This is a genomic window from Nocardia transvalensis NBRC 15921 (assembly GCF_000308875.1).
GTDB classification, from domain to species: domain Bacteria; phylum Actinomycetota; class Actinomycetes; order Mycobacteriales; family Mycobacteriaceae; genus Nocardia; species Nocardia transvalensis.
In genome coordinates this window covers 56,125-79,926 of sequence record NZ_BAGL01000121.1, presented here as the reverse complement: position 1 = coordinate 79,926, position 23,802 = coordinate 56,125, and the positions used below count along the sequence as shown (strand labels likewise).

General features: G+C 69.6%; 22 protein-coding genes. 5 read left to right on the top strand and 17 right to left on the bottom strand.

Annotated elements, in window-relative coordinates; all coding sequences use genetic code 11:
* From ON41_RS32320 to ON41_RS32255, 14 genes are all read right to left on the bottom strand, one after another.
* Positions 1-1,011, bottom strand: a 1,011-nt coding sequence (locus ON41_RS32320) for a 3-deoxy-7-phosphoheptulonate synthase (RefSeq protein ID WP_040751987.1), incomplete at its 3' end; no start/stop codon positions are given.
* Between the two features lie 366 nt (positions 1,012-1,377).
* Positions 1,378-1,845: a flavodoxin family protein gene (locus ON41_RS32315; protein WP_040751952.1), complete on the bottom strand. Its 468-nt coding sequence runs from the start codon at positions 1,843-1,845 to the stop codon at positions 1,378-1,380.
* A gap of 119 nt (positions 1,846-1,964) precedes the next feature.
* Entirely contained in the window at positions 1,965-3,056 is a 1,092-nt protein-coding gene (fni, locus tag ON41_RS32310; RefSeq protein ID WP_306307798.1) for a type 2 isopentenyl-diphosphate Delta-isomerase, read from the bottom strand.
* Positions 3,053-4,225, bottom strand: coding sequence for a phosphomevalonate kinase (locus ON41_RS32305; protein WP_040751949.1), 1,173 nt, complete (start codon positions 4,223-4,225; stop codon positions 3,053-3,055). The genes fni and ON41_RS32305 overlap by 4 nt, the downstream gene beginning before the upstream one ends.
* On the bottom strand, positions 4,212-5,219 hold the full coding sequence (gene mvaD, locus ON41_RS32300) for a diphosphomevalonate decarboxylase (RefSeq protein ID WP_040751947.1): 1,008 nt from the start codon (positions 5,217-5,219) through the stop codon (positions 4,212-4,214). The genes ON41_RS32305 and mvaD overlap by 14 nt, the downstream gene beginning before the upstream one ends.
* Positions 5,216-6,229, bottom strand: a complete 1,014-nt coding sequence (mvk, locus tag ON41_RS32295) for a mevalonate kinase (protein WP_157185705.1) — start codon at positions 6,227-6,229, stop codon at positions 5,216-5,218. The genes mvaD and mvk overlap by 4 nt, the downstream gene beginning before the upstream one ends.
* Positions 6,230-6,240: 11 nt before the next feature.
* Positions 6,241-7,419 (bottom strand): hydroxymethylglutaryl-CoA synthase, encoded by a 1,179-nt coding sequence (locus ON41_RS32290; protein ID WP_040751946.1) that lies wholly within the window; start codon positions 7,417-7,419, stop codon positions 6,241-6,243.
* A complete protein-coding gene (locus ON41_RS32285; RefSeq protein ID WP_083905795.1) occupies positions 7,394-8,488 on the bottom strand; it encodes a hydroxymethylglutaryl-coenzyme A reductase family protein in 1,095 nt (364 codons plus the stop codon). Before ON41_RS32285 ends, ON41_RS32290 begins: the two co-directional genes overlap by 26 nt.
* Complete coding sequence (locus ON41_RS32280) at positions 8,488-9,417, bottom strand: SGNH/GDSL hydrolase family protein (RefSeq protein ID WP_157185704.1); 930 nt, start codon at positions 9,415-9,417, stop codon at positions 8,488-8,490. The genes ON41_RS32285 and ON41_RS32280 overlap by 1 nt, the downstream gene beginning before the upstream one ends.
* Positions 9,418-9,451: 34 nt before the next feature.
* Entirely contained in the window at positions 9,452-10,315 is an 864-nt protein-coding gene (locus ON41_RS41980; RefSeq protein ID WP_040751981.1) for a DUF5995 family protein, read from the bottom strand.
* A 175-nt stretch (positions 10,316-10,490) separates the two neighbouring features.
* Positions 10,491-11,342: an SDR family NAD(P)-dependent oxidoreductase gene (locus ON41_RS32270; RefSeq protein ID WP_083905793.1), complete on the bottom strand. Its 852-nt coding sequence runs from the start codon at positions 11,340-11,342 to the stop codon at positions 10,491-10,493.
* Entirely contained in the window at positions 11,335-13,245 is a 1,911-nt protein-coding gene (locus ON41_RS32265; RefSeq protein ID WP_051162985.1) for an anthranilate synthase family protein, read from the bottom strand. The genes ON41_RS32270 and ON41_RS32265 overlap by 8 nt, the downstream gene beginning before the upstream one ends.
* 1 nt (position 13,246) lies before the next feature.
* Entirely contained in the window at positions 13,247-13,918 is a 672-nt protein-coding gene (locus tag ON41_RS32260; protein WP_040751944.1) for an isochorismatase family protein, read from the bottom strand.
* A 31-nt stretch (positions 13,919-13,949) separates the two neighbouring features.
* Complete coding sequence (locus ON41_RS32255; protein ID WP_051162983.1) at positions 13,950-14,738, bottom strand: 2,3-dihydro-2,3-dihydroxybenzoate dehydrogenase; 789 nt, start codon at positions 14,736-14,738, stop codon at positions 13,950-13,952.
* 248 nt (positions 14,739-14,986) lie between these two features.
* Between ON41_RS32255 and ON41_RS32250 the strand changes: the two genes are divergently transcribed.
* Genes ON41_RS32250 through ON41_RS32235 form a run of 4 tightly spaced genes read left to right on the top strand, consistent with a single transcriptional unit; the run spans position 14,987 to position 20,210 of the window.
* Positions 14,987-16,522: an AMP-binding protein gene (locus ON41_RS32250; RefSeq protein WP_040751943.1), complete on the top strand. Its 1,536-nt coding sequence runs from the start codon at positions 14,987-14,989 to the stop codon at positions 16,520-16,522.
* 27 nt (positions 16,523-16,549) lie between these two features.
* Complete coding sequence (locus ON41_RS32245; protein WP_040751942.1) at positions 16,550-17,497, top strand: UbiA family prenyltransferase; 948 nt, start codon at positions 16,550-16,552, stop codon at positions 17,495-17,497.
* Positions 17,494-19,128: an AMP-binding protein gene (locus ON41_RS32240; RefSeq protein ID WP_040751941.1), complete on the top strand. Its 1,635-nt coding sequence runs from the start codon at positions 17,494-17,496 to the stop codon at positions 19,126-19,128. The genes ON41_RS32245 and ON41_RS32240 overlap by 4 nt, the downstream gene beginning before the upstream one ends.
* 35 nt (positions 19,129-19,163) lie before the next feature.
* Complete coding sequence (locus tag ON41_RS32235; protein WP_040751940.1) at positions 19,164-20,210, top strand: polyprenyl synthetase family protein; 1,047 nt, start codon at positions 19,164-19,166, stop codon at positions 20,208-20,210.
* Positions 20,211-20,231: 21 nt separating this feature from the next.
* Here the strand turns inward: ON41_RS32235 and ON41_RS32230 are convergent, their stop codons facing one another.
* Positions 20,232-21,020: a UbiA family prenyltransferase gene (locus ON41_RS32230; RefSeq protein WP_051162981.1), complete on the bottom strand. Its 789-nt coding sequence runs from the start codon at positions 21,018-21,020 to the stop codon at positions 20,232-20,234.
* A 434-nt stretch (positions 21,021-21,454) separates the two neighbouring features.
* On the opposite strand from ON41_RS32230, the gene ON41_RS32225 reads away from it, so the two are divergent.
* Positions 21,455-22,192 (top strand): SDR family NAD(P)-dependent oxidoreductase, encoded by a 738-nt coding sequence (locus ON41_RS32225; protein WP_083905792.1) that lies wholly within the window; start codon positions 21,455-21,457, stop codon positions 22,190-22,192.
* Here the strand turns inward: ON41_RS32225 and ON41_RS32220 are convergent.
* The gene (locus ON41_RS32220) at positions 22,163-22,846 is read right to left on the bottom strand and encodes a response regulator (protein ID WP_040751938.1); all 684 of its coding nucleotides are present in this window, start codon (positions 22,844-22,846) and stop codon (positions 22,163-22,165) included. The two genes, ON41_RS32225 and ON41_RS32220, sit on opposite strands and share 30 nt — an antisense overlap.
* Positions 22,843-23,793, bottom strand: coding sequence for a sensor histidine kinase (locus ON41_RS32215; RefSeq protein ID WP_246460867.1), 951 nt, complete (start codon positions 23,791-23,793; stop codon positions 22,843-22,845). The genes ON41_RS32220 and ON41_RS32215 overlap by 4 nt, the downstream gene beginning before the upstream one ends.
* Positions 23,794-23,802 lie beyond the last annotated feature (9 nt).

The window sequence follows — 23,802 nt, the reverse complement described above, 5'->3', positions numbered from 1 at the left end:
GGTGATGGACTGGCCGTAGGTGAGATCGGTGGCCCGGCCGAGGGTGAGATCCTGGCGGCCCGCGACGAGGAAGCTCTCCATCATCAGGCCGACGACACTGCGGTCCCCCGTGGCCAGCCGCTCGGCGATATCGGTGACGACATCGACCTGCTTGGTGTGATCCTTGTTGCTGTTGCCGTGGCTCGCGTCCACGACCACCCGCTGCGGCAGCGACCCCTTCTCCAGCCGGATGCACGCCTCCGCCACCGAGGCCGCGTCGTAGTTCGGGCCGGTACTGCCACCCCGCAGAATCACGTGGCAGTCGGGATTTCCGGTCGTGTGGATCAACGCCGACCGGCCGTCCAGATCGGTACCGGGGAACACATGGCTGGCCGCCGCCGCCCGCACGCCGTCCACGGCCACCTGCACATCACCGTCGGTGCCGTTCTTGATACCCACCGGCATCGACAGCGCGCTCGCAAGCTGCCGGTGCACCTGACTGGCCGCGGTCCGCGCGCCGATCGCGCCGTAGGACACCAGATCCGCGATGTATTGCGGCGTAATCGGATCCAGGAACTCACACGCCACCGGCAGTCCGAGTGCGGTGATATCCACCAGCAGCCGACGCCCCACCCGCAGACCGGTGTTGATGTCGAAGGTCCCGTCCAGATGCGGGTCGTTGATCAGGCCCTTCCACCCCAGCGTGGTACGCGGCTTCTCGAAGTACACCCGCATCACCACGTGCAGGCGATCCGACACCTCCGCGGCCTTCGCGGCCAACCGGCGCGCGTAATCGATCGCCGCCTCCGGATCGTGCACCGAACACGGGCCCACGATCACCATCAGGCGATCGTCGACACCGGTCAGCACGTCGACCGTGTCCCGCCGCCCCGTCCGCACGACCGCGGCCAGCGTGTCGTCGATCAGGTGGCCGCGCCGCACCTCGGCGGGCGACAGCAGCTGGCTGATGCTCAGGGTGCGCCGATCGTCCAGGTCGAAACGCGTGGTGGCGATCGCCATATCAGTATTCATTCCGGTAGAAACCCTTCGACCTGCACTGGAAAACAACGGCGCGAGGCCGCGGTGAAAGAATGCGTAGCGAATACGTGAACAACGGTGGAATCGATGTCGTACACCGTGTTACGCAAGGGAATTGGTTGAATGTGGACACAGCTGTGCCGCCCCAATAGCGTGACACTTTTCGAAAGATCCGGTCAAGCGTGATGCCGGTCACAAACGGTTCGGCTCATCACTCGTATAAAAGCCCGCGATCGCGCCGCACTTCGCACACTTTCGTTTCACTATCGCCGGCAGAAAAACGACAGCCGCGTACCGCGACCGGTCCCCCGACGAATCGGGCCGGCGCGGTGACGCGGCTGGGACGGACCCGCCCGGCGGTCAGGCGGCGATACGGGTGCGCAGGCCCTCGGCGAAGGTGCGCGCCGCTTCCAGGTCGGAGGCGTCCGGGCGGCCCTTCCGGATACCGCCGACGAGCTTGAACGGCAGGTAGGTGTCGTAGGCGCGGCAGGAGAAGGTGTCCACGACCTCGAAACCCTTCTGCTCCAGCTGCTTGGCCAGGCCGCTGGTGTAGCGCCGGAACGCCGGCTCGGGCAGGCCGCTGGTGGAGAAGACGAACGCCTTGTGACGCTGCTCCTGCGGCAGCGATTTCACGAACTCGCGCAACCGGGGATGAAACGCCATGTTGAAGATCCCCGAGCCGAATCCCACGAGATCGTAGGTGGACAGCTCGGCCACATCGACCTGTTCGGGTTCGACGACGCGGGCCTCGAGGACCTGGCCCAGCACATCGGCGATCCTCTTCGTGTTGCCATGCGACACCGAGGTGCACACGATGATGGCCTTCATGACAATTCTCCTTCAGCCTGCTCGATTCGTTGCGGTCCGGTAGTCAGCCTAGCCGCGGCGAATGCTGCTGAAAATTATCCGAAGGAGGTAGGCAGGTCGTCGGGAAACCGCCCGCAATTTCATCCGGCGCGGCGCGCGAACTCCCCCGGATCATTGCCGCGCAACCGGCAGAATTCGGCCAACTCGCCGGTCAGCAGCACATCCGTACGCGTCAGATCGGACACGGTGGACGCGCCGAGCACGACCATCAGCTGGCGGATCTGGGTGATCCAGTCGACGAGCGTCGACACCAGCGCATCGACGCCGTGCGCCTCCAGGACGGACAGGAACTGTCCCGACGCGCCGACCGCCCGCGCGCCCAGGGCGAGCGCGCGCACCACGTCCAGCGGATGCCGGACCCCGCCGGAAGCCAGCAGGGCCACCCCGCCGCGCCGCGCCGCCGCACCGGAATCGACGAGGCAGGCGGGCGCCGACTGTCCCCAGTCGCCGAGGTAGGCGAAGTCCCGGCCGGGACGCCGGGCGTTCTCGATCGTGGCGAAATTGGTTCCGCCGCGGCCGGATACGTCGACGATCGACACCCCGAGGTCCGCGACGCGCTCGACGGCGGCCCGCGTCATGCCGAAGCCGACCTCCTTCACGATCACCGGCACGTCGAGGGCCTCGGCCAGCCGGGCGATCTGCCGGGGCCACGCCGAGAAGTCGCGGTCGCCCTCCGGCATGACGATCTCCTGGATCGTGTTGATGTGGATCTGCAGCGCGTCGGCCTCGATCAGGTCCACCGCCCGCTGCGCCATCTCCGGCGTCGCGTTGGCGTTGACATTGGCGATGACGAACCCGTCCGGATTCTCCTCGCGCAGCACGCGATACGTCGGGGCGACGGAGGGTTCGTGGAGGTAGGCGCTCATCGATCCGGAGGCGATCGGCACCCCGGCCTCCCGCGCCGCGATCGCCAGACCCTTGTTGACCTCGCCGGTGCGCGCGCTGCCGCCGGTCATGGCGTTGATGTACAGCGGCACGGGCCACTCGATCCCCGCGACCTCGGTAGCGAGCGACACCGCGTCCTCGGAGGTGCCCGCCAGGGCGTGGTGAACGAAGCGCACCTCGTCGAACTGGTTCACCCCGTGGCCGGCGCCGCGCTGGTCGTGCTGCTCCACGGCGAGCCGCACATGATCGTCCTTACGGCTGCCGTAAGTCTCTGCCACAGATGTCACTGGCACTGTCCCTTCAGTGAAAACGGTTGGTGCACTTGCAGTTCGAGTGGGGTGATGCCGACGGCCCGCCATCGGTGCCGCAGTCCGGGGGCGTCGGCGGGCGCGACGAGGGCGATGCCGCAGTCGCCGCCGCCGGCGCCGGACGTCTTCGCGACCGCGCCGAGCGCCTCGGCGACGCTGCGCAGCGCGGCCAGCGCGGCGGTCTCGACGACCACCCCGGCCAGGCCGCTCACCGCGCGCAGCAGCGCACCGGCGGTGGCGACGGATGTGACGACCGAGGCGTCGTCCCCGGATTCCAGGGCGGCGACGAGGGTCGCGACGCAGGCGTTGCTGCCGGAGACGAAGCGGCCGTACGCGGACGCGTCCCCCGCGACGCCGGCGCGCAGTTTCTCGACCAGCCCGCTGGAGGTGGCCGGCGTTCCGGACCAGCCCACCTCCAGCAGCAACTCGCGGGGCGCCGGCACGCGCCGCGCCGACAGCTGCGGCCACGGCCGGTCCACCAGTTCGGCGAGCCGGGCGCCGGGGCGCGCGCGGCGTTCGGCGATCCGTGGCCGGTCCGGCGCGCGGTAGGCGACCCAGCCGCCGAGCATGGACGCCGCCACATCTCCGCCCGAACACCGCGGATCCACGGTGAAGGCCGCCAGCAGCGCCAGTCGCAGCAGCGCATCCTCGTCGAGGTCGAACTCGTATGCCCGCGTGAGCGCCCGGACGACGCCGACGGTCACCGCCCCCGAGGATCCGAGCCCGAACTTGCGACCGGTAGCCGCCTCGTCCAGCTCGGATCGGACCTCGAGGTGGAACCCGAGCGCCGCCCGCCCTCGCTCGACGGCATATGTCTCCACCAGATCGACCGCGGCAATCACATGCCTCAATGCGGCAGCAGTATCCGGATCACGCACCGCCGCAACAAGTTCCGACCCCCGCCGCACGAGCTGCACGCGTTCGTTCCCGATGCGGGACGTGGTGACCGTCCGCACCGGTGCCGTGGGGAGGTGGTGCTCACGCCGTCCGGAGCGATGGTCATGTTCTTCTCCGGCGAACGCCGGAGTCACTGCCACCGAGACGGTCAGATACCTATCCACCGCCACCAGCACCGCCGCACCGCCCGGCTCCAGGACCGCGTACTCACCGGCGATGTAGAGCTTGCCGGGGACGTCAACGCTGATCATGGGCATCCGCTCCGACGAGCGCCGCGCCCGGGCCGGGCGCGGCCACCAGAACCCGTTGCGCCGCACCGGTTTCGGCAAACGCGGCGGCCACGCGGTCGCCGTCGCGCCGGTCGCACAGGACCTTGACGTTGGGCCCGGCGTCCATGGTGGCGTAGGCGAGTACGCCCTCGGCGCGGAGTTCGAGCACCCGGTCGAGCACCCGCATCGACCCCGGCGAAAAGTACCGTACGGCCGGGCGGGCGCCGAGCATGGTGGCGTGCATGCCCAGCGCGTTGCGCTCGGCGATCTCACCCACCCCCGCGAGGTCCCCGGCCGCGAGCGCGGTGTGCATATCGCGGAGATCCTGTGCGCTGGAGTCCACCCACGGCCGGTAGAACGGCGAGGTGTCGACGGTGCGCCGCATGGCCGCGCGGCTGGTGATCGGCTTCTCCCGGGCATCGACCAGCGCGACGACCAGTGCGGGATCCAGCAGCGGCGCCTCGACCGGCTCGGCGAAGCTGCTGAGATCCCCCTCCTCGCCCAGCCCCTCACCGCGCTGCCACTGGACGAAGCCGCCGTAGATCGATCGCGAGGCGCTGCCGGACCCGCGCCGCGCCAGCCGCGACAGGGCGCGGCGATCGAGGTCGAGACCGTAGGCGCCCGCCGCCGCGACGGCCAGCGCCGCGAATCCGGAGGCCGACGACGCCAGCCCCGCCCCGGTGGGCCCGGTGTTGACGGTATGCACCCGCGCCCGTCGCCGATCCCCCGCCGATTCCCGCACCAGATCGAGGAATCCGCTGACCTTGGCGGCGAAGTCCGCCGGCGCGGGTTCGTCGCCGAGGGAGACCTCATCCGCAGGCAGTTCCTCCGAGATCGTCACGGTCGTCACGGTCGCGAAAACACCGAGCGTCAGCGAAAGGCTGCTCGTCACAGGCAGATGCAGCCTCTCGTCCCGCTTCCCCCAGTACTTGATGAGCGCGATATTCGGATAGGCAGTCGCGGTAGTCCCGGTCATATCGGACCCAACGGTACGGTGTGGCAGCGTTGGGCGCCCGCCGCGGCGAGGGCTCCCTCGAGGCGCACCGCGGCCTCGGGGTCGGCGGCGAGGGCGATGACGCAGCCGCCGAGGCCGCCACCGGAGAGTTTGGCGCCGAGGGCGTTCGCGTCGAGGGCCGCGGCGACCAGGGTCTCGATCTCGGGGCAGCTGACGCCGAGCTGGGCGAGGATGTCGTGGGCCGCGGTCATCTTCTCGCCGAGGGCGGCGAACCGGGCGGCGGTCAGGTCCGTGGCGGCGGCGCTCGTGATCGTGCCCGCGCGGTCGAGCAGGTCCTGGCCCGCGGTCCCGAGTTCGGTGACGCGCTCGCGCACCAGCGCTACCGCCTCGCGGGTGCTGCCGTACACGCCGGTGTCGGCCACCACCAGGACCGGAGCGGATTCGCCCGTGGGAACGGTCAGCGGTGTGGCCGCGCCGCCCTGGAACCAGATCGGGCCGCCGGCGCTGATCACGGTGCGCGCGTCCACGCCGCTGGCCTTGCCGTGCGCGAACGCCTCCGACCGCTGGATCAGGGCGAACATGGTGTCGTGGTCCAGCGTCCGCCCCGACACCCCGGCCACCGCCCGGATGATCGCCGCGGAACTCGCCGCGCTCGAGCCGAAGCCGCGGCCCGCCGGGATACCGCTGTCGACGCTGACGAACAGCCCGTCGTCGGGAAGGCCGAGGTTCTCGCACACCACCGAGACGGCGAGGCGGGTCAGCGCCGAGGCGTCCCGGCGCGAGGGCGCGGCCGGGGTGGACCGGCCGGTGTCCAGGGGCGACGATCGGACCACGACCGGGCCGTCCCAGCGGCGGGCCTCGGCGGTCACCGGCAGCGACGGCACGGGCAGCGAGATCGCCGGTTTGCCGTACAGCACCACGTGCTCGCCGAACAGGATGAGTTTGGCGCTCGCCCGGCCGCACCCGGCCTCCCTGTCGGCGAGGTCGGGCGGGGCGGGCGATTCCAGCACACTACGGGGTACCCACTGCATGTCCATCTCCCTCACCGCGTATGCGCGGCGCCGTAGATTCTCGAATGCCCGGAGACGGAGCTGAGCCGGAACGGACCGCGGCTCGCCACGGCGAGCGCCAGATCCGTCCCGTCCTGCGGCAGCGCGAAATCGCGCAGGGCGCGGTACCTCTCGTACGAGATCGGCTCGCGGTCGGCGATCGACGCGCGGTTGCCCGCGGTCCGCAGGTGCTCGCGGTAGCCGGAAACCGGTGTCACGGAGAACAATTCGGCGACGCACCCCGATCCGTAGCTGAACATCGCCACCGATCGGCCGGCGAGATCGTCGGAATGGTCGAGCAGCGAGACGAATCCGACGAACAGCGACGCCGTGTAGCTGTTGCCGATCGCCCGGTTGTAGATCGTGGTCGGCGCCAGGTCCGCGTGCAGCCGGGCCGCGGTGGCCTCGATCCCCTTCAGCTCCAGCAGCCGGGTGTGGGCCTTGTGGGCCATCTTCGTGAACGGCTGGTGGTAGCAGAAACCCGCGAAGTCGCCGACGCCGCTGCCGCCGCGCGCCTCGTAATCCTTCCAGGCCTGTTCGACGGCCTCGAGGTACGCGCCGATCGACAGTTTCCCGTCGACCAGCGGCGTGGACCGGTAGTTGGGCCGCCAGAAGTCCTGCACGTTGGCGGTGTACAGGCCGACGGTCTCGTCCAGCACCGCGATCTCCGGATCAGCGGAGACCAGCATGGCGACCGCCGCCGCGCCCTGGGTCGCCTCGCCGCCCGAGTCGAGATCGTAGGTGGCGATATCGCTCGCGATCACCAGCACGCGCTGCTCCGGATCGCGGGCCACGATGCCCGCCGCCAGTTGCAGCGCCGACGCGCCGCCGTAGCACGCCTGCTTGAGTTCGACCGACCGCGTCGCGGCGGGCAGGCCGATCAGGTCCTGCACATAGACCGCGGCGGACTTGGACTGATCGATGCCGGTCTCGGTGGCGAACAGCACCGTGCGGATGCCGTCGACGCCGTGCCGCGCGACGATCTGCCGGGCGGCGGTGGCGGCCATGGTGACGATGTCCTCGTCCGTGGCCGTGACGGTCTGGGAGGTCTGCCCCAGGCCGATGTAGTACTTGTTGACGTCCACGCCGTTGTGTCGCGCCAATTCGGCCAGGTCCATGGCGTAATGGCCGGTGGCCAAGGCGATGTCATGGATTCCGATAGGCACTGTCATTGGCCCTGTCCTTCTCTGATGCCGTGCGTTCGAAGCGGAGGTGCGTCCGCATCAGTTCCCCGGGATTCGTCTGCGCGGCGAGCAGCGACAGCTCCCCGCACAGCACGGCGGCGGCGGTGATCACCGCGAGTCGCCGGGCATTGCCGCCCGGTTCCCGGTTCTCGCGGCACCCCAGGCGCGCCAGATTCGCCTCGACGAAGTCCAGCGATTTGCCGTTGCCCACGGTGCCGACGATGAGATTCGGTATGGAGCAGGAGAAATAGAGGTCCCCGTCGCGGTCCTCGGCGTGCACGATGCCCTGGGAGCCCTCGACGATATTCGCCGCGTCCTGCCCGGTCGCCAGATAGACGCCCAGCAGCATATTCGCGTAATGGGCGTTGGCCGTGCGGATTCCGCCCGCGACCATGGTGCCGATCAGATTCTTGCGCATGTTGAGTTCGGCCATGCGCGCGGCGGTCGTGCGCAGCCGCTGCTCCACGACCTCGCGCGGGATCAGCAGTTCCGCGACGACATTCTTGCCGCGGCCGAGGATTCCGTTGACCGCGGACACCTTCTTGTCGGTGCAGAAGTTCCCGGACACCGAGCCGTAGCCCACGCCCGGCACGGTCGCCACGATGTGCGCGAGCAGCGTGTCCGACGCCAGGGTCGCCATATTGTGGCCGGCCGCGTCGCCGGTGGTGTATTCGAACCGCAGGAACAGCAGGTTGCCGACGATCTGGTGGTGCAGCGCGATCAGGTCGGCATACCGGCTGCACTCGGACACGATTTCGCGCAGCCGGGGCAGTTCGTCGGTGAGCTGGCGGGCCGCGGCCAGCGCGGTGCCGGCGTCGTCGGCCTCGAGCAGCACCGACCGCGTCATCCGCTCGTCCACCAGCGTGGCCACGATGCCGCGCTCGCACAGCGTGGAGACCTTGGCGCCGCGCCCGACCGAGGGCCACAGCGGCGACTCGTAGGTGGCGAGCGGGATCTCGATCAGGCCCTCGGCGACATTGCCGGAGATCTTGACGGGCCCGACCCAGCGCAGCGGAACCGTTGCCGCGGAAGAAGTTTCGTCAGTGGTTTCCGTCATCACAGTCCGAACTGTTGCTTGATCCCGCCGGCCACCACCGCGTCGCCGTGGACGGTCGGGTGGAACGGGATGCCGAGAAACTCCCGGCTGGCGTCGAAGTAACCGTTGACCCAGGAGTCGGCGGCGCAGGCGCCGTGCCCGGCCGTGTGCGCCCGGGTGTCGAAGAAGCCCACGCCCAACTGATCGGCAGCCTCGCGCTGCGCGTCGTCGACGCGATCGGCGAAGTCGGTCATGGCCCCGGCCTGCGGCTGGGTCATGCGGCCCACCGGGGTGCTCCAGCACCACTGCGGGTTGCCGCGCTCGGCGATCGTGGGGTAGCCGACGAAGATGACCTGCGCGTTCGGGGCGTAGTAGTGCACGTAGTCGACGACCGGCTTTGCCCACTTCGCGTACTGGTCGCCGCCGACGTTGCGGGCGTCGGGCGCGCGCCCGTCCACGCCGGCGTCCCGGCCGCAGCCCTGAACGAAGTTGTTCAGGCAGGTGACCTCGGCGTCCAGCATGCGCTGGTGGTTGTCGCTGTTCCAGACGTCGTTCTGGCCCAGCTGAATCGTCACCAGGCGGGTGCGCGGGCCGAAGGCGCCGGCGTTCGCGGCCAGCTTGGCCATGTAGGAGGCGGTGTAGTGCGGCGGGGTGGCCAGCGAGGCGCCCAGGCAGGAGACGTCGACCACATCGTCACTCGCCAGGCCCATCTGCTGCGACAGCTGGGTCGGCCAGGAGGTGGCCGAGCGCTCGCAGTGCTTGTCACCGCCGTAGCCGAAGCCGAGGGAGTAGACGATATTGCCGTTGGTCGAGTACGAATCCCCGATCGCCACGAAGGACTTGCCTTCGGGGGCGTCGTCGGCGGCGGCCGGGGCGGCCGCGCCCAGCAGGGCCGAGGCGGCACACACGGAGGCGGCGGCGAGGAGGCGGAATGGCGTGGCAGTCTTCATGGTTCGCATCTCTTCTTCGCAGACGTTCGGATAACTACAGCCCGTGCGCACGGGTGAGGGCGGCGAGCACACCGTCGACGGCCGCCCACTGGGCGTCGACGACGCCGTTCGTGGCGCCCCGCGCGGCCGGGTCGGCCAAGCCGATGCCGTTGGCCAGATTGGCCGCGTTGATGCCGGTGAGCGCGCCCCGCAGCAGCGCCTTGGAACCCACTCCGGGACCGGTGACCCGATCCAGGCCCTCGCCGAAGAAGTAGAACCGCCACAGCGGGCCGACATCGGCGTTGTAGGCCGCCTTGGTGGTGTCGACGAGCAGCGAGCTGTTGACGGCGATGGCGTCCAGGAGCCGGAAATAATCGGACCGATCCGCCACGCCGACACCGGCATCCGCGAGCGACCGCGGAATGTCGACGCTCATATGGGCGTTGTAGCCGACCATCGCCGTGTAGGCGGCGGATTCCGAGCATTCGGCGGCGAGGTCGAAATAGCGTGTCCAATAACGGGATACGGGCACGCCGGTGAAATCGGCGTGCAGGGCGCCCAGCCAGCTGTCGTAGTTGCCGAGATAGAACTCCGCCTGGCGTGCCGGATCGGTCAGACCGTCGCCCGCCCGCAGCAGCGGCAGCACCGTGACCCGGTCCGCGATATCGTCCATGAGGGCGAACAGTCCGCGCCGGTCACCGTGTGCGACAAGGATTTCCGAGATGCGGTGGTTGCGGTCCGCGACTTCCTCCAGCCGCTGGATCGGCTCGGTGGCGGCCACCGTCTCCGTATCCGACAGTGCCCTGATCGTCGCGATCTCGCCGGCGTCCAGCGGCGTGCCGCAGGAGGCGGCCCGGACCGGGGATTCTGCCGTGGCGGTACCGGTGAATCCCGGCCAGATCACCGCCGCGCAAGCCATTGTCGCGACCATGAGTCGCCCAGTGCGTCGCATCGCTGTGATGCCCTTTCTGAATAATGTCCCACCGGGACACGAGAGCTGGATGAACCCCACTCCACGAAGGCTAATTATGTGACCCGCCACAATTCCATAGCATCTCCTTGTCACACGCGTTCCGGACAGCCGTTCGCACTGGTCAGCCCCACTTCAACAGGACACGACCCACGGTGCGCGGACCCGCTGTCCGATGAATGGCGCGCAGGATGGGGACATATCTCGGAATCACCTGTACGGGCCGGTGGCGCAGTGCCGTGAGCATCCATTCCGCGGCTTCCTCCGGCGTGAGTCCCGGCACTTTCCGATATTCCGGCGTCGGGGCGCTCATGGCCGTGTGCACCAGCGGAAAGTGAATCGTGGTGACCGCGACCCCTTTTCCCGACAATTCGGAATCCAGGCATCGGCCGAATCCGGTGAGCGCCATTTTCGAACTGTGGTAGGCGGAGAAGCGCGGCGACGTTCCGGTGGGCACCGTCCAGGTCCCGACATTGACGATATGGCCGCGGCCGGATTCCAGCATGGCGGGCAGCAGGCCCAGAGTGAGCTGGACCGGGCCGAAATAGTTGATCCCCATCGTGCGCCGGAAGTCGTGCAGCCGGTCGAACGATTTCGTCAGCGGGCGGCGAATGGATTTGCCCGCATTGTTGACCAGGACGTCGACCGCGCCGATCTCGCGCACCCGATGCACCAGCCGGTCGATATCGGCGTCATCGGTGAGGTCGCAGGCGTGGTGGATCGCCCGCCCGCCCCGCGCGCGGATCTCGTCGCGCAGCTGCACCAATTCCAGCTCCCGCCGGGCCACCAGCACGACCTCGGCGCCGGCCGCGGCCACCGCGAGCGCGGTGGCGCGGCCGATTCCCGACGACGCCCCCGTGATCAGGACCCGCTTGCCGGCGATCCGCTCCTCGTATTTCGCACGGCGCACGGGGGCGGGCTGATTCAGCACGTGCGCGATCCGCTCGGCCGCCCGCCGGACGGGGTTGCTACCCACGGGCGCTCACCGGATCCCCGAGCAGTACCGGCGGCCGGTCGGGCACCGCGGTCGGCCGCGCGATGAGCCCGCCGACCACGGCCGCCAGCACCGCCGGACCGTCCTGTGACAGCACCGATTCGGCGTGGAACTGCACCGAGGCGAAGCGCTCCCCGCGCAGCGCGTACACCTCGCCGGTCTCCGGGTCGCGGCTGACCTCGACCGGGCCGAGCCGGCTGTCCACCGAATCGGCGGCGCTGCGGGCGACGTAGGTGTTGTAGAAGCCCGCCCGCACCGGCACCCCGAACAGCGAGATCTCTCGGCTCACACCCTGATTCGGCCGGTCCAGCCGGGTGATGTCGAGACCCAGTGCGGCGCAGAGGATCTGATGGCTCAGGCAGACTGCCGCGAACGGTATGTCGGTAGCCAGCAAAGTATCGACCCAGCGCCGCATCGCACCGATGCGCGGATCGTCGGGGTCGGCCGGGTCGCCGGGCCCCGGCCCGAGCAGGACCAGATCGTAGTCGAGGGGGTCGACCTCGTCGTCGAATCCCGCGATCGTCAGGGCGTGGCCTAGCGAGCGCAGCATGCTCGCGAGCATCGCGGTGAAGTTGTCGGCCGCGTCGATCAGCAGCACCGATCCCCGCGTCGCCGCCGCCGCGCCGATGCGCCGGGCGTCCGCCTCGGCGAACCAGAACTGCGAGGCGATGGCGTTGCGGCTGCCCAGCGCCGCCGCCACGGCGGACCGACCGGCGAGATCCGGCCGCCCGGCGCCGGCCGACCCGTTGATCAAAGCCTGTGCCTTGGCATAGGTTTCGTGCATCTCGCCGATCGGATCCGAATTCCGCACGAGCGTCGAGCCCACGCCGATGCGGGCCGTGCCCGCGGCGTCGATCACGGCCGTCCGGATCAGGATCGCCGAATCCATCCGCACCGCACCGGCCGGATCACGGTCGACCAGCGCGATGACGCCGCTGTAGTAGCCGCGCCCGCCCGCCTCGTAGCGCGCCACGACGTGCGTGGCGCTCTCGAGCGGGCTGCCGACCACCGTGGGCGCGAACATGGTCTCGCGCAACACCTCCGCGACGCCGGCGTCCGTCCGGCCGCTCAGCAGGTACTCCGTGTGGGCGAGGTGCGCCATCTCCTTGAGGTACGGCCCGGCCACCGTGCCGCCCGCGGGGCACAGCGCGGACATCATCTTCAGTTCCTCGTCGACGACCATGAACAGCTCGTCGTTCTCCTTCTCGTCCGCGAGGAAGTCCAGCAGTCCGGGCACCGTCGGCCCCTCCGGCGGGTACCGGTAGGTGCCGCTGATCGGATTCATCGACACCGTCCGGTTCTCCAGCTGCGCGTGGGCCTCCGGGCTCGCGCCGACGACGGTGCGGGTGCCGGTGTGCACGAAATAGGTCCAGTACGCGCCGCGTTCGCCGCTGAGCAAGCGGCGGAACAGACCCAGCGCGAGCCGTAGATGGTCGGGGCCCAGCGCGCCGATCAGCGACCGGCTGATCACGAAGTTCGATCCGGCGCCGGCGCCGATCTCGTCGGCGAGCACCGCCCGCACGATGTCGCGGTAGTCCTCGTCGGAGACGTCGAACCGGAACTCGACCGCATCGATCGAACCGGGGCCGACCACCTCCGGGCCGAGCGCCTCGAGCACCTGGTCACGGTCGGCGGTCTCGTGCTCGCGCACCACCATCGCGAGCAGGGGCGCGTGATCGTCGTTGCAGGGGAACCCGCGCTCGACGATCTGCCGGTACGGGACCAGGACGAGCAGCTCCGAATCCGTTGCGGCCGTTTCCACTTCGTCCAGCCCGGCCAGTTCGGTGAACTCGCCCCGCAGCACATCGATGTCGCCCGCACCCGACCGCTGCACCAACGCGAAGGGCTGTCCTGGGTCGGCGAGTAGACCTTCCAGCAGCGCCATCTCAGACGCCCACCCTCGAGGCGGCGTCGCCTGCCTGAACGCCCGCCACCAGGTCGGCGGTGGTGCGCACCATGGCGCAGCGCGCGGCGGCGTAGGCGAGGGTCATGCGGTGGTCCTCGGCGGTGAAGTCGGCGACGGCATCGGCGGCCAGGAAGGTCTCGATGTCGTGGGAGTAGGACTCGCACGCGGTCACCAGGACTCCGACGTGGGCGTAGACCCCGCACACGATCAGCTGGTCGCGACCCAGCTCGCGCAGGTGCTCGAGCAGTCCGGAGGCGTGGAACGCGCTGTAGCGCCACTTGGTGAACACCCGGTCGCCGGGGCCCGGCGTCAGCTCGGTGAGCACGGCGCGATCGGTCTCGTCCGTGGTCATGCCGTCGCCCCAGACGTCCCGCAGCAGCCCGCGCTCGGTGCGGGTCATCCCGCCCGGCTGCGCGGTGTAGGCCACCGGCACGCCGGCGTGCCGGCAGGCCGCACGCAGCAGCCCGATATTCGTCACCAGTTCGGCGTAGGGCGAACCGCCGGCGCGCAGCGGGCGCAGGAAGTAGTTCTGCATATCGTGGATCAACAGCGCCGACCGACGGGAATCGACGGTCCAGTCGACGATATTCTCCGGCAGTTCGTCCGGGGACGGAATGTCGTACGAAATGACGTCGGGAATTCCACCGAACATCAAGACTCCTCTGCTCTGTCGGAACGGGAACTCAGCTGCCGAGGGTGGCACCGCCGTCCACGGTGAGCTCCTGCATCGTGATGTGCCGGGCCCGGTCGGACAACAGGAATTCCACGGCGTCGACGATGTCGTCGGGATCGGCGATGCGGCCGAGCGGGATACCGAGCCGGAATTGTTCGGGAACGCCCGCGATCGTGGCGTCGGAACGATCCTCGTCCGCCCAGCTCACCCGCAGCATGTCGGTATTCGTCGAACCCGGGGACACGACATTGCACCGGATCCCGTATTTCGCCACCTCGAGCGCCGCGCATTTCGCGAGCATCGTCGCGGCCGCCTTCGACGCCGAATACGCCGACATCGACGCGCGCGGGGTGTGCGCGGCATTGGAGGACACCGTCACGATCGCCCCGCGCCGGCGCGGGATCATCCGGGCCACCACGGCCCGGGTCACCAGGAAGACGCCGGTGGTGTTGACCGCGAACGTCTCCTCGAATTCGGTCTCCGTCAGGTCGACCGTGGCGCCGACGCGCAGCACGCCGACCGCGTTGACCAGGTAATCGATCGGGCCCACATCGCGCTCGGCCTCGCTGACGAAGCGTTCGACATCCCACGGGTCGGCAACGTCGCCCTGCACGATCGACACCTGGCCGGGCATCGCCCGCAACTCCTTGGACGCGTCGGCGGCCCGGTCGACGGCGACGACCGCCGTGCCCTGGCTCGCCAGCCGATACACGAGGCGACGACCGATGCCGCCCGCCGCGCCGGTCACCAGCGCGACCCGCGGCGCCCCGGAATCCGGGGCATTCTGCGGTTCGATCATTCGATTCACCACACTCAGTTCACAAGATTATCGAACAGGGACGGGCGGCCGATCGGATAATGGACCCACCGCCGGGTCGAGGTAAATTTATCTCCGCCCGATACGACGCCGGTATAGCAGAGTATTGCTGACAGGGTGTTGTCAAGAACTACCCGGATATTGTCATCGCGGAATCATTGCCCGGTTCCGAAACCGGACCATACACTCTGAGAAATCCTCTCCGCCCGATACGAAATGTGAGTGACAGTATGACTCGCAACCACAAACTCATCTACGACCAATTGGTCGAGATCGCGCCGAATTCCCGGCCGTGGATCAGCGATCATCCGGCGGAGGCCGTGCGGGTGGTCGACGACCGGGTGACGCTGACCGATATCGCCGATGCCGCGACGCGCGCGGCGACCCTGTTCGAGGACGCCGGGGTCCGCCCCGGCGACTACTGCGCCGTCTGGCTGGACGCCCCGCTGGACATCATGGTCGTCATCGCGGGCCTCACCGCCGTCGGCGGCGTGCCGGTCCTGATCAGTCCCGGAATCGATGCCGAAACCCTCGGCCGCATGCTGGAACCCGTCACGATCGAGCGGATCGTCACCACCGACGACCGCCGGGACAAGTGCGAGCAGATCGCCACCCTGCGCCGGGTCGACGACTGGGCGGAACTCGCCGCCCAGCTTGCCGATACCGCCCCGCGGCGCACCACCGCCGTCTCGATGCCGGGCACCGCCCCTTACATCGTCACCCACACCTCGGGCACCACCGGCGTCCCGAAGCTGGTGCAGTACACCAGGAATGCGACCGATCACCAGGGCTATGCCCAGGAGGTGTTCGCCATTCTCGGCCGGCTGCGCGGTTACGCCGCCGTGGCGGTCTCCCCCGTGCACTTCCGCACCGTGTCCGGGCTGCTCTGCGCGCTGCGCCGCAATGTGCCGCTGATCGTGCTGTCGGACCACTCCGCGGAGTCCGTCGGCGAGTACGTGCGGCGCTACCGGCCCATCTACCTGGAGACGCACCCGAACACCTTCATGCAGTGGGAACACCTGGCCGACAACGGAACTCTGGCCTCGGTGCGGCACTACGTGAGCACGTTCGACGTCATCCATCCCGGCACCGTGCGGCGGCTGCTCGCGGGCAGCGGGTACCGGCTCGCCTCCTTCCTCGAGGCGTACGGGCAGTCCGAACTCGGCGGCATCTCCGCCAAGGTGCACCTCAAGGGGCTCACCGGCCGCTTCGGCCGCCGCCGGGGCCGCGTCCCCACCGGGCACCGCGCCGGGTGGACCGCGCCCGGCTACTCCGAGGCGCGCATCGTCGGCCCCGACGGCACGCCCGTCCCGGCGGGCACGGCCGGCCGGATCCAGGTCCGCTCGGCGGGGCAGTTCCAGACCTACATCAACCGGCGCGAGGCGGCCGAGGCCAACCTCGACGCCGACGGCTGGTGGGACACCGGCGATTGGGGCCGCCGCACCCGCCTCGGCGAGCTGGTCCTGATCGATCGCCAGGTCGAGCGGCTGACCACCGTACCCAGCGCCGTCGCGATGGAGGACCTGCTGCTGACCCGCATGCCGTGGCTGCTGGAAGCCATTGTGCTGGAACAGGATCGGCGTGCCGTACCGGTGGTCGCGTTGCGCGACGGGCCATTTCGCGATACGGCATGGCGTTCGGCGGTCTCGGACCTGCCGCAGCTGGCCCCGCCGGTCGTCCTCGACTTCCGGGACTTCCCGCGGACGGTCACCGGAAAGATCCAGCGTTCCAAGCTGTCGCAAGTGATTTCGCAGCAGGGCCGATAGCGGCTCTCACCTCATCAGGGACTCGATATGACCACTGACGCCATTCCGTCCACCCGGATCTCGTTCGGCGAGAAGGCCGGCGCCTACTTCCGTCTGGGGAAGCTCCGGGTCTACCACCACTTCTACGCGTGGCTGCTGGCCGTGCTGCTGCTGGCCCACGAATCGGTCAGCCGCCCCGGCACGGCCGTCGCGCTGGGCCTGGTGCTGATCGGCATGTACGCGATGAAGATCGCGACCTGCGCCGCCGACGACGTCGTCGGATTCCGCGACGGCAGCGACGCGCAGAACTACGCCGCCGGCGGCCACCTGCCGAAGTCCAACAAGCCGCTGCTGTCGGGGATGCTCTCGGAGAAGGAGGCCATCGGCTTCGGCATCGTCACGGGGCTGATCGCCTTCGGATCCGGTCTGGCCCTGCTGATTCCGCTCGGCGGGGACGTGCCGATCCTGTTCCTGGCCGGCTGGTTCCTGGTCGTGGCCATCGCCGTGCAGTACTCGTGGCTGTTCCAGTTCAGCTACCGTCCGGGCGGCCTCGAGTTCGTGATCTTCCTCGTCAACACCGCCGAGGTGCTGGGCCCGGTCTGGCTCATCGCCCGGCACTGGTCCACCGATTCGCTGCTGATCGGACTGCTGATCGGCGTGTGCATGCTGCTGGTGGTCACCTACGCGAACTTCGGCGACCGGGTCGGCGACCTGGCCGCCGGCCGGCGCACCCTCGCGGCGGTCGTCCCGTCGACCATCTACCGGGCGTTGATCGGGGTGCTGTCGGTGCTGAGCCTCGCGCTGCTCGTCGCGCCGTTCGTCGTCGGCTCGCTGAACCCGTGGTTGCTGGTATGCGTCGTACCCGCGATCGTGCTGCGCGCCTTGCAGATTCGCGCCGGTCTGATCAAGGACGAGACGCAGCGCGCCGTCGTCCTCGGATTCCGCAGCATCGACGCGGTGGGTCTCGGCCTGGCGCTGGCGCTGGTGCTGTCATGAACCTCGGTCCGACCGTCCAGCTGCTCCGTTCACTCGGCGTCCTCGTCAAGCGCGGCTTCGTCCACCCGCTGCGCCTCGCGGCGGATGCGCGGTCGGCGAAGATCGCGGCCCGCTGCGGCCCGTTCCCGGCCATGATCAACTACACCGCCCGGTACGAGCCGGACCGGCACGCCCTCGTCGACCCCCGCGGCACCCTCAGCTACGGCGCGCTGGAGCGGCAGTCGAACGCGCTGGCCCGCGGGCTGGCCGCGGCGGGCATCGGCCCCGGCGACATCGCCGGCATCCTCGCCCGCGACCATCGCGGCGCGGTCGCGGCCATGATCGCGACCGGGAAGCTCGGCGTCCGCGTGGTCATCATGAACACCGGATTCGCCGGGCCGCAGCTGCGCGAGGTCGCCGACCGCGAGGGTGTCACCGTCGTGTTCCACGACGACGAATTCGCCTCCGCCGCAACCGCTCTCCCGCCGTCGGTGACGCGCTTCCGGACGTGGGACGACGGCCGCCCGCCCGCCGACGGCACGCCGTCGGTCGACGAGCTGATCGCCGCCAACGCGCCCGATCCGCTGCCGCTGCCCGCCGAGGCCGGGGGCCTGGTGCTGCTCACCAGCGGCACCACCGGGACGCCGAAGGGCGCTGTGCGCACGAAGATCTCGCCGCTACAGTCCGCGCAGCTGCTGGATCGCGTGCCGCTCACCCGCGGCGGCGCCATGGTGGTCGCCGCGCCGCTGTTCCACGCCACCGGCCTGGGCCAGTTCACCCTGGCCCTGTCGCTGGGCAAGACGGTGGTGTTCGGCCGCGGCAAATTCGACGCGGAGGCCACCCTCGCGAGTGTGGCCCGCCACCGCGCCGACACCCTGATCCTCGTCCCCACCATGCTGGGCCGCATCTTGGACCTCGGTCCCGATGTCCTTGCCCGGCACGATGTCTCGTCGCTGCGCATCATCGCCAGCGGCGGGTCGGCGATCTCGCCCGGGCTGTCCGCCCGCACCGCGGCGGCCTTCGGCGACGTGCTCTACAACAACTACGGCGCCACCGAGGTGGCCGCGGTCTCGGTGGCCACGCCGGCCGAGTTGCGCCGGGCGCCGGGCACGGTCGGGCGTCCCCCGGTCGGGGTCACGGTCGCGCTGTTCGACGCCGAGGGCCGCGAGGTCACCGCGCCGGGCGAGCCCGGAATCATCCACGTCGCCAACGGTTTGAGCTTCGGCGGCTATACCGACGGCCGGGACAAGGACCGCCGCGCCGGGATGATCTCCACCGGCGACATCGGCCACTTCGACCGGTCCGGCCTGCTGTTCATCGACGGCCGCGGCGACGACATGATCGTGTCCGGCGGCGAGAACGTCTATCCGGTCGAGGTGGAGAACCTGCTGGCCGACCGCGACGATATCGGCGACGCGGCCGTCGTCGGCGTGGACGATCCCGACTTCGGCCAGCGCCTGCGGGCATTCGTCGTCCCGCACCGGGGGGCCACCGTCGACCCGGACGAGATCCGCGGCTACGTGAAATCGCAGCTGGCCCGGTACAAGGTCCCGCGCGATGTCGTCGTCGTCCCGGAGATTCCCCGCAACGGTTCGGGCAAGATCCTGCGCGGCCGCCTGGCCGAACTGCCCGCCGAACAACTCGCCGACTGAACGAAGCCTCCCATCGTGAAAGGTGGTGCTGCGACATGTCCGTGGCAGCCGACATCGTCTCCGTGCGGGACGTCCGGAACGAGATGATGAAACGCGCCGAGACCGCGGCGCTGGAGTTCCTGGAGAAGGAGTACAAGCGCTGGTACGCGGTCGATCCGGAGGCGGGTGCGACGATCGAGTCGATCGCCGACCTGATGCGGGCCGGCGGTAAGCGGGTGCGGCCGGAGTTCTGCCTCAGCGGATATCTCGCGGCCGGTGGCGATCCCGAGGGGCACGCGATCGTCTCGGCGGCGGTCGCGCTCGAATTCCTGCACGCCAGCGCCCTCATCCACGACGACGTCTTCGACGAGTCGGCGGTCCGGCGTGGCGCGCCGACGGTGCACGTGAAGTACTCCGAACTCCATCGGTCGCGTGGCTGGCAGGGCGAATCGCCGCGGTTCGGCGAGAGTGTCGCGGTGCTGGCCGGGGATCTCGCGCTCGTCTACGCCGACATCTTCATGGCCGACGCGATGCCCGCCGCGACGGCGGCCTGGGGCGACGTGCGCGCGGAGCTGATGGTCGGCCAGCACCTCGATGTGGTGGCGGCCGCCCGATACTCCGGCAATCCCCGGCTGTCGCGGACGATCGCGCAGCTGAAGTCGGGTAACTACACGATCCACCGCCCGCTGCTCATCGGCGCCCTGGTGGCGGGCCGCTCCGATCTGTCGGCGCCGTTCGAGGCCTACGGCCTGGCGGTCGGCGAGGCCTTCCAGCTGCGGGACGACCTGCTCGACATGTTCGGCGACACGGACACTCTCGGCAAGCCGGCGCAGCTCGACCTCGAGCGGCACAAGATGACCCTGGTGCTGTCGCTGGCGATCGAGCGGGACCCCGCCGTCCGCGCCCTGATCGACGCGCCCGACGCGGCCCCCGCCCGGCTCCAGCAGGCCCTGCTCGACTCCGATACCGCCCGCGAGGTCGAGAAGCACATCGGCGAGCTGGTCGCCCGGGGCGGCGCGGCACTCGCCGATGCCGACCTCGAACCCGGCTGGCACGAGGAACTGCTCGCCCTCGCCGACGCGGTCGCCTATCGAGACAAGTGAAAAAGGTTGCGGGGCGGCCGATCACAGACCTTCCAGGAGCAGGGTGGCGAGCACGGCGATGTGCACGGCGTACTGCGTGACCATGAAGCCGCGATAGGTGCGGCGGCGGCCGTCGCGGCCGACCGCGTGGCGGCTGGTGGCGGCGAGAACACCCACCGCCAGCGCACCGGCGACGAGGGTGAGCGCGGACGGGATCAGGATCGGCGCGAAAAACAGTGCCGCGGCGAGGTATCCACCGCCGATGAGCACGGCGTTGGCGGTGATCAGAACGCGAACCCGGGTGTCGCCCCAGCGGATGACCGGCGTCCGGCGCCCACCGGCCGCATCGCCCTCCGCGTCGGACAGATCCTTGGACAGCGCCCCGACGCCGGCCATCCACAGCGACATCGCGGTACCGAGCAGCAGCACGGGCAGGCCGCCCTCCCGGCCCGCGGCCTGCCAGCCGGCGACGTAGGTCAGCACACCCATGCCCAGCACCAGCAGCATCGCCGTACTTCCCCGCCGCTTACCGAAGACGGGCGCGCCGGAGTACGCGTAACCGCAGGCCAGGTAGGCCAGGATCAGCACCGGCAGCCACCCGCCCGCGTCGACGACGCCGCCGATGGCCAGCGCGAGCGCACCGGCCGCGACCACCCCGCCCGCGGCGATCGGGACCGGCAGCGAACCGCGGCTGATCGGCCGGGTCGAGCCGTTCGCCCGATCCTCGGTCACATCCATGACGCCGTTGAACACGTATATCGCGAGCGTGGCCAGCAACCAGGCCAGGGCCGCGGCCGCGACCCGGCCGTCGAGAATCGACGTCCCGAGCACGACCGCGGTGCAGAATCGAATGTGGAATATGATCTGGACGGAAATCCGGGACTCCTGGACGAAATCCCTGGACCAGCGCGTGATTTCGGACCATGCCGTTCTACCGGTCGGTATGTGAATCGATGCGATACCCATCTGCATATCGCATTACGTTATGCCGCTGTGGACTTGCCGGATATTCATCGAATGCGGTACTCCTGTCGTGTCGAAAAGACGTGCCGAGTGTGTTGAAGGGAGTAGTGACGCGTCGTCGGTATGCGTTGCGGGATATGGAAAGTGGTAGTGCCTCGGCCGCGAAATACAACTTTCGCGGTATTCGTATCCGCGGCGGGTCTGCCGACCACCATGATCGCGTAGGGTGAGCGCTCGTGCGCGGACGGTCGGGTGGCGACGAGAGGGACCCCGCATGAATTCTTTCCGGAAGGAGCGTTGCCATGGCGGATGGCCGAGAGCGGGTGGCCATCGTGACCGGAGGGGGAGGCGGCCTGGGCGCGGCGGTCGTGCGCAGGCTGGCGCGGCGCGACTTCACCATCGCGGTGGTCGATCTGCGGGCGTCGTGGTGTGACAGTTCCCTGGATACCGTCGGCCCCGCGCGGGCCGGGCTCTGGGCCTTCGGCGCGGACCTGCGCTACCTGCACGAGGCGGAGGCGACCGTCCTGCGCGTCGCCGAATCGCTGGGACCGCCGCAGGTGGTGGTGAACGCGCCGTTCCCGGGGCGCGCCGGCATCGCGACGGAACTGCCGGACTGGGGTTCGGTGGTGCACGCCCGGCTGCGGGCGCCGCTGCTGGTCAGCCGAGCGGCCGAGCGCTACCTGGCCGAATCCGGCAGCGGCCGGATCGTCAATCTGGCGCAGAGCGATACCTCGGTGCGGCAGCGGCCGGACGATCTGGTGGTTCGCGAGACGCTGCACGCGATGACCGAGACCCTGTCGCGAGAACTCGCGCCGCGGGGCGTGCGGGTGAATACCGTTGTCACCGAGATCAACTGCGCCCGGCACGGTGCGGAATCCGGCACGCGGCCCCGGCCGGACTGCTGCGTCGCGGCCGAGAACGAGACCGCGTCGATGGTGGAGTTCCTGGTGTCGGAGGGCGGGGGCGACATCTCCGGCCGGATGATCGAATTCCGCCACCCCGCGGCGGAGTCACCGCCAGATGCGGGCGCCCTCCGGTGATCCGCTGCGCTGCCGCGAGATCAGGGCCCGCTCGACCGCCCGGTTGACCGCGTCGATCCGGGAGACGGCCTCCAGTTTCGTGAAGATGTTGCGCAGGTGGCGTTTCACGGTGGCCTCGGTGACGCCGAGCCGGGTCGCGATCTGACGATTGCTGAGCGCCTCGGCGACCAGGACCAGCACCTCGCGCTCGCGCGACGACAGCGTGCTGGGGTCCTCCTGCTCCTCGGCGCGGGCGCGCAGGCTTTCCGGCGAGACCGACAGCGTGACCGTCTGCGGCCCGTCGCCGACCGACTGCCGGATCGCCGAGACCAGGGTCTGCCGCCCGGCGCCCTTGTGCAGGTAGCCGCGGACGCCGAGCGACAGCAACTGCTGTACGAGCTGCTGGGCGTCGTGCATGCTCAGCACGATGATCCGCAGCGCCGGGTCGTGCGCCAGCAGCAGGCGCACCGTCTCCGGCGGATTGCTCTCGGGCATCTCGAGATCCAGCAGCAGCACGTCGGGGTTGTGCTCGACCGCCAGCCGCAGCGCCGCGGTTCCCGTCCCGGCCTGGCCCACGATCTCGAAATCGGGTTCCGCGCGCAGCAGATCGCAGAGCGCCTCGCGCAGCAGCGTGTGATCGTCGGCCACGAGAATGCGAATCGGGTTCTGACTCATGCGGTGGGGCGCTCCTGAGCGATCGGGATCCAGAGGGTGACCCGGGTGCCGCGGCCGGGGGCGGAGTCGATGTTCACCGTGCCGCCGACGAGGTCGGAGCGCTCCTGCAGGATGAGCAGGCCGTTGCCGTGCCCGGTGGCACGCAGGGCCCGCACGTCGAAACCCTTTCCGTTGTCGATGATCTCGGCGTGGACCTCGTGCGGCGCGATATCGATGTGGACGACCACATTGGCCGCGCCCGCGTGGGTGTAGGCGTTGCGCAGGCACTCCCGCACCATGATGAACAGTTCCTCGGTCACCGAACCGGGGATCCACTGGTCGCTGCCGCGCACCCACATCTGCAGGGGGACGCCCGTCCGGCCCAGCGAGGCGGCGAATCCGCGCAGCGCCGTCTCCAGCGATCCGGTGACGCCGGGGCGGCGCAGCTCGCTGACCAGTTCGCGGCTGCGGGCGATGGTCTCGAGGATCGCCTCCTTCGCCGCGTCGACATGCTTGGACTGCGGGGCCGAATCGCCCGCCGCCTGTTCGCATTCCAGCTCGTAGAGTTCGATCTGGCGCAGCGCCAGGCTGACCGAGTTGCCGATGTGGTCGTGGATCTCACGGGCCAGCCGGCGGCGGCCCTCCTCGTGCGCCTCCCGCACCCGCTGCAGCAGGTAGGCGTCGTAGCCGATGGATCCGGACTCGAGCCGCAGCCCGATGCCCTGCTGCAACGCGCGCAACGCCGCGAAGAGATCCGCCTGCGGCGCGCCGAGCTGATCCGCGCAGTCGGCGAGGGCGGTCATCGCCAGATCGGACAGAATGCTGCCGGCGCGCACGGAATGGGTGAGATGGGCGCCCTGGCGGACCCGTTCGCTGCCCAGATCGAAAACATCGGTGATGTGGACGACCGTGGCGGCGCCGGCCGAGAGGCTGCGGACACAATCATCGAAGATTCGACGGGCCTGCAACTCGCATTG

Coding starts and splice junctions, on each gene's coding strand:
- ON41_RS32315 (WP_040751952.1), bottom strand. CDS start 1,845: ATGAAGGCCATCATCGTGTGCACCTCGGTGTCGCATGGCAACACGAAG.
- ON41_RS32305 (WP_040751949.1), bottom strand. CDS start 4,225: ATGATCAGCGTTGACGTCCCCGGCAAGCTCTACATCGCCGGTGAGTAC.
- mvaD (WP_040751947.1), bottom strand. CDS start 5,219: ATGACCGGGACTACCGCGACTGCCTATCCGAATATCGCGCTCATCAAG.
- mvk (WP_157185705.1), bottom strand. CDS start 6,229: ATGCAGTGGGTACCCCGTAGTGTGCTGGAATCGCCCGCCCCGCCCGAC.
- ON41_RS32290 (WP_040751946.1), bottom strand. CDS start 7,419: ATGACAGTGCCTATCGGAATCCATGACATCGCCTTGGCCACCGGCCAT.
- ON41_RS32285 (WP_083905795.1), bottom strand. CDS start 8,488: ATGACGGAAACCACTGACGAAACTTCTTCCGCGGCAACGGTTCCGCTG.
- ON41_RS32280 (WP_157185704.1), bottom strand. CDS start 9,417: ATGAAGACTGCCACGCCATTCCGCCTCCTCGCCGCCGCCTCCGTGTGT.
- ON41_RS41980 (WP_040751981.1), bottom strand. CDS start 10,315: ATGGCTTGCGCGGCGGTGATCTGGCCGGGATTCACCGGTACCGCCACG.
- ON41_RS32265 (WP_051162985.1), bottom strand. CDS start 13,245: ATGGCGCTGCTGGAAGGTCTACTCGCCGACCCAGGACAGCCCTTCGCG.
- ON41_RS32260 (WP_040751944.1), bottom strand. CDS start 13,918: ATGTTCGGTGGAATTCCCGACGTCATTTCGTACGACATTCCGTCCCCG.
- ON41_RS32255 (WP_051162983.1), bottom strand. CDS start 14,738: ATGATCGAACCGCAGAATGCCCCGGATTCCGGGGCGCCGCGGGTCGCG.
- ON41_RS32250 (WP_040751943.1), top strand. CDS start 14,987: ATGACTCGCAACCACAAACTCATCTACGACCAATTGGTCGAGATCGCG.
- ON41_RS32245 (WP_040751942.1), top strand. CDS start 16,550: ATGACCACTGACGCCATTCCGTCCACCCGGATCTCGTTCGGCGAGAAG.
- ON41_RS32240 (WP_040751941.1), top strand. CDS start 17,494: ATGAACCTCGGTCCGACCGTCCAGCTGCTCCGTTCACTCGGCGTCCTC.
- ON41_RS32235 (WP_040751940.1), top strand. CDS start 19,164: ATGTCCGTGGCAGCCGACATCGTCTCCGTGCGGGACGTCCGGAACGAG.
- ON41_RS32225 (WP_083905792.1), top strand. CDS start 21,455: ATGGCGGATGGCCGAGAGCGGGTGGCCATCGTGACCGGAGGGGGAGGC.
- ON41_RS32220 (WP_040751938.1), bottom strand. CDS start 22,846: ATGAGTCAGAACCCGATTCGCATTCTCGTGGCCGACGATCACACGCTG.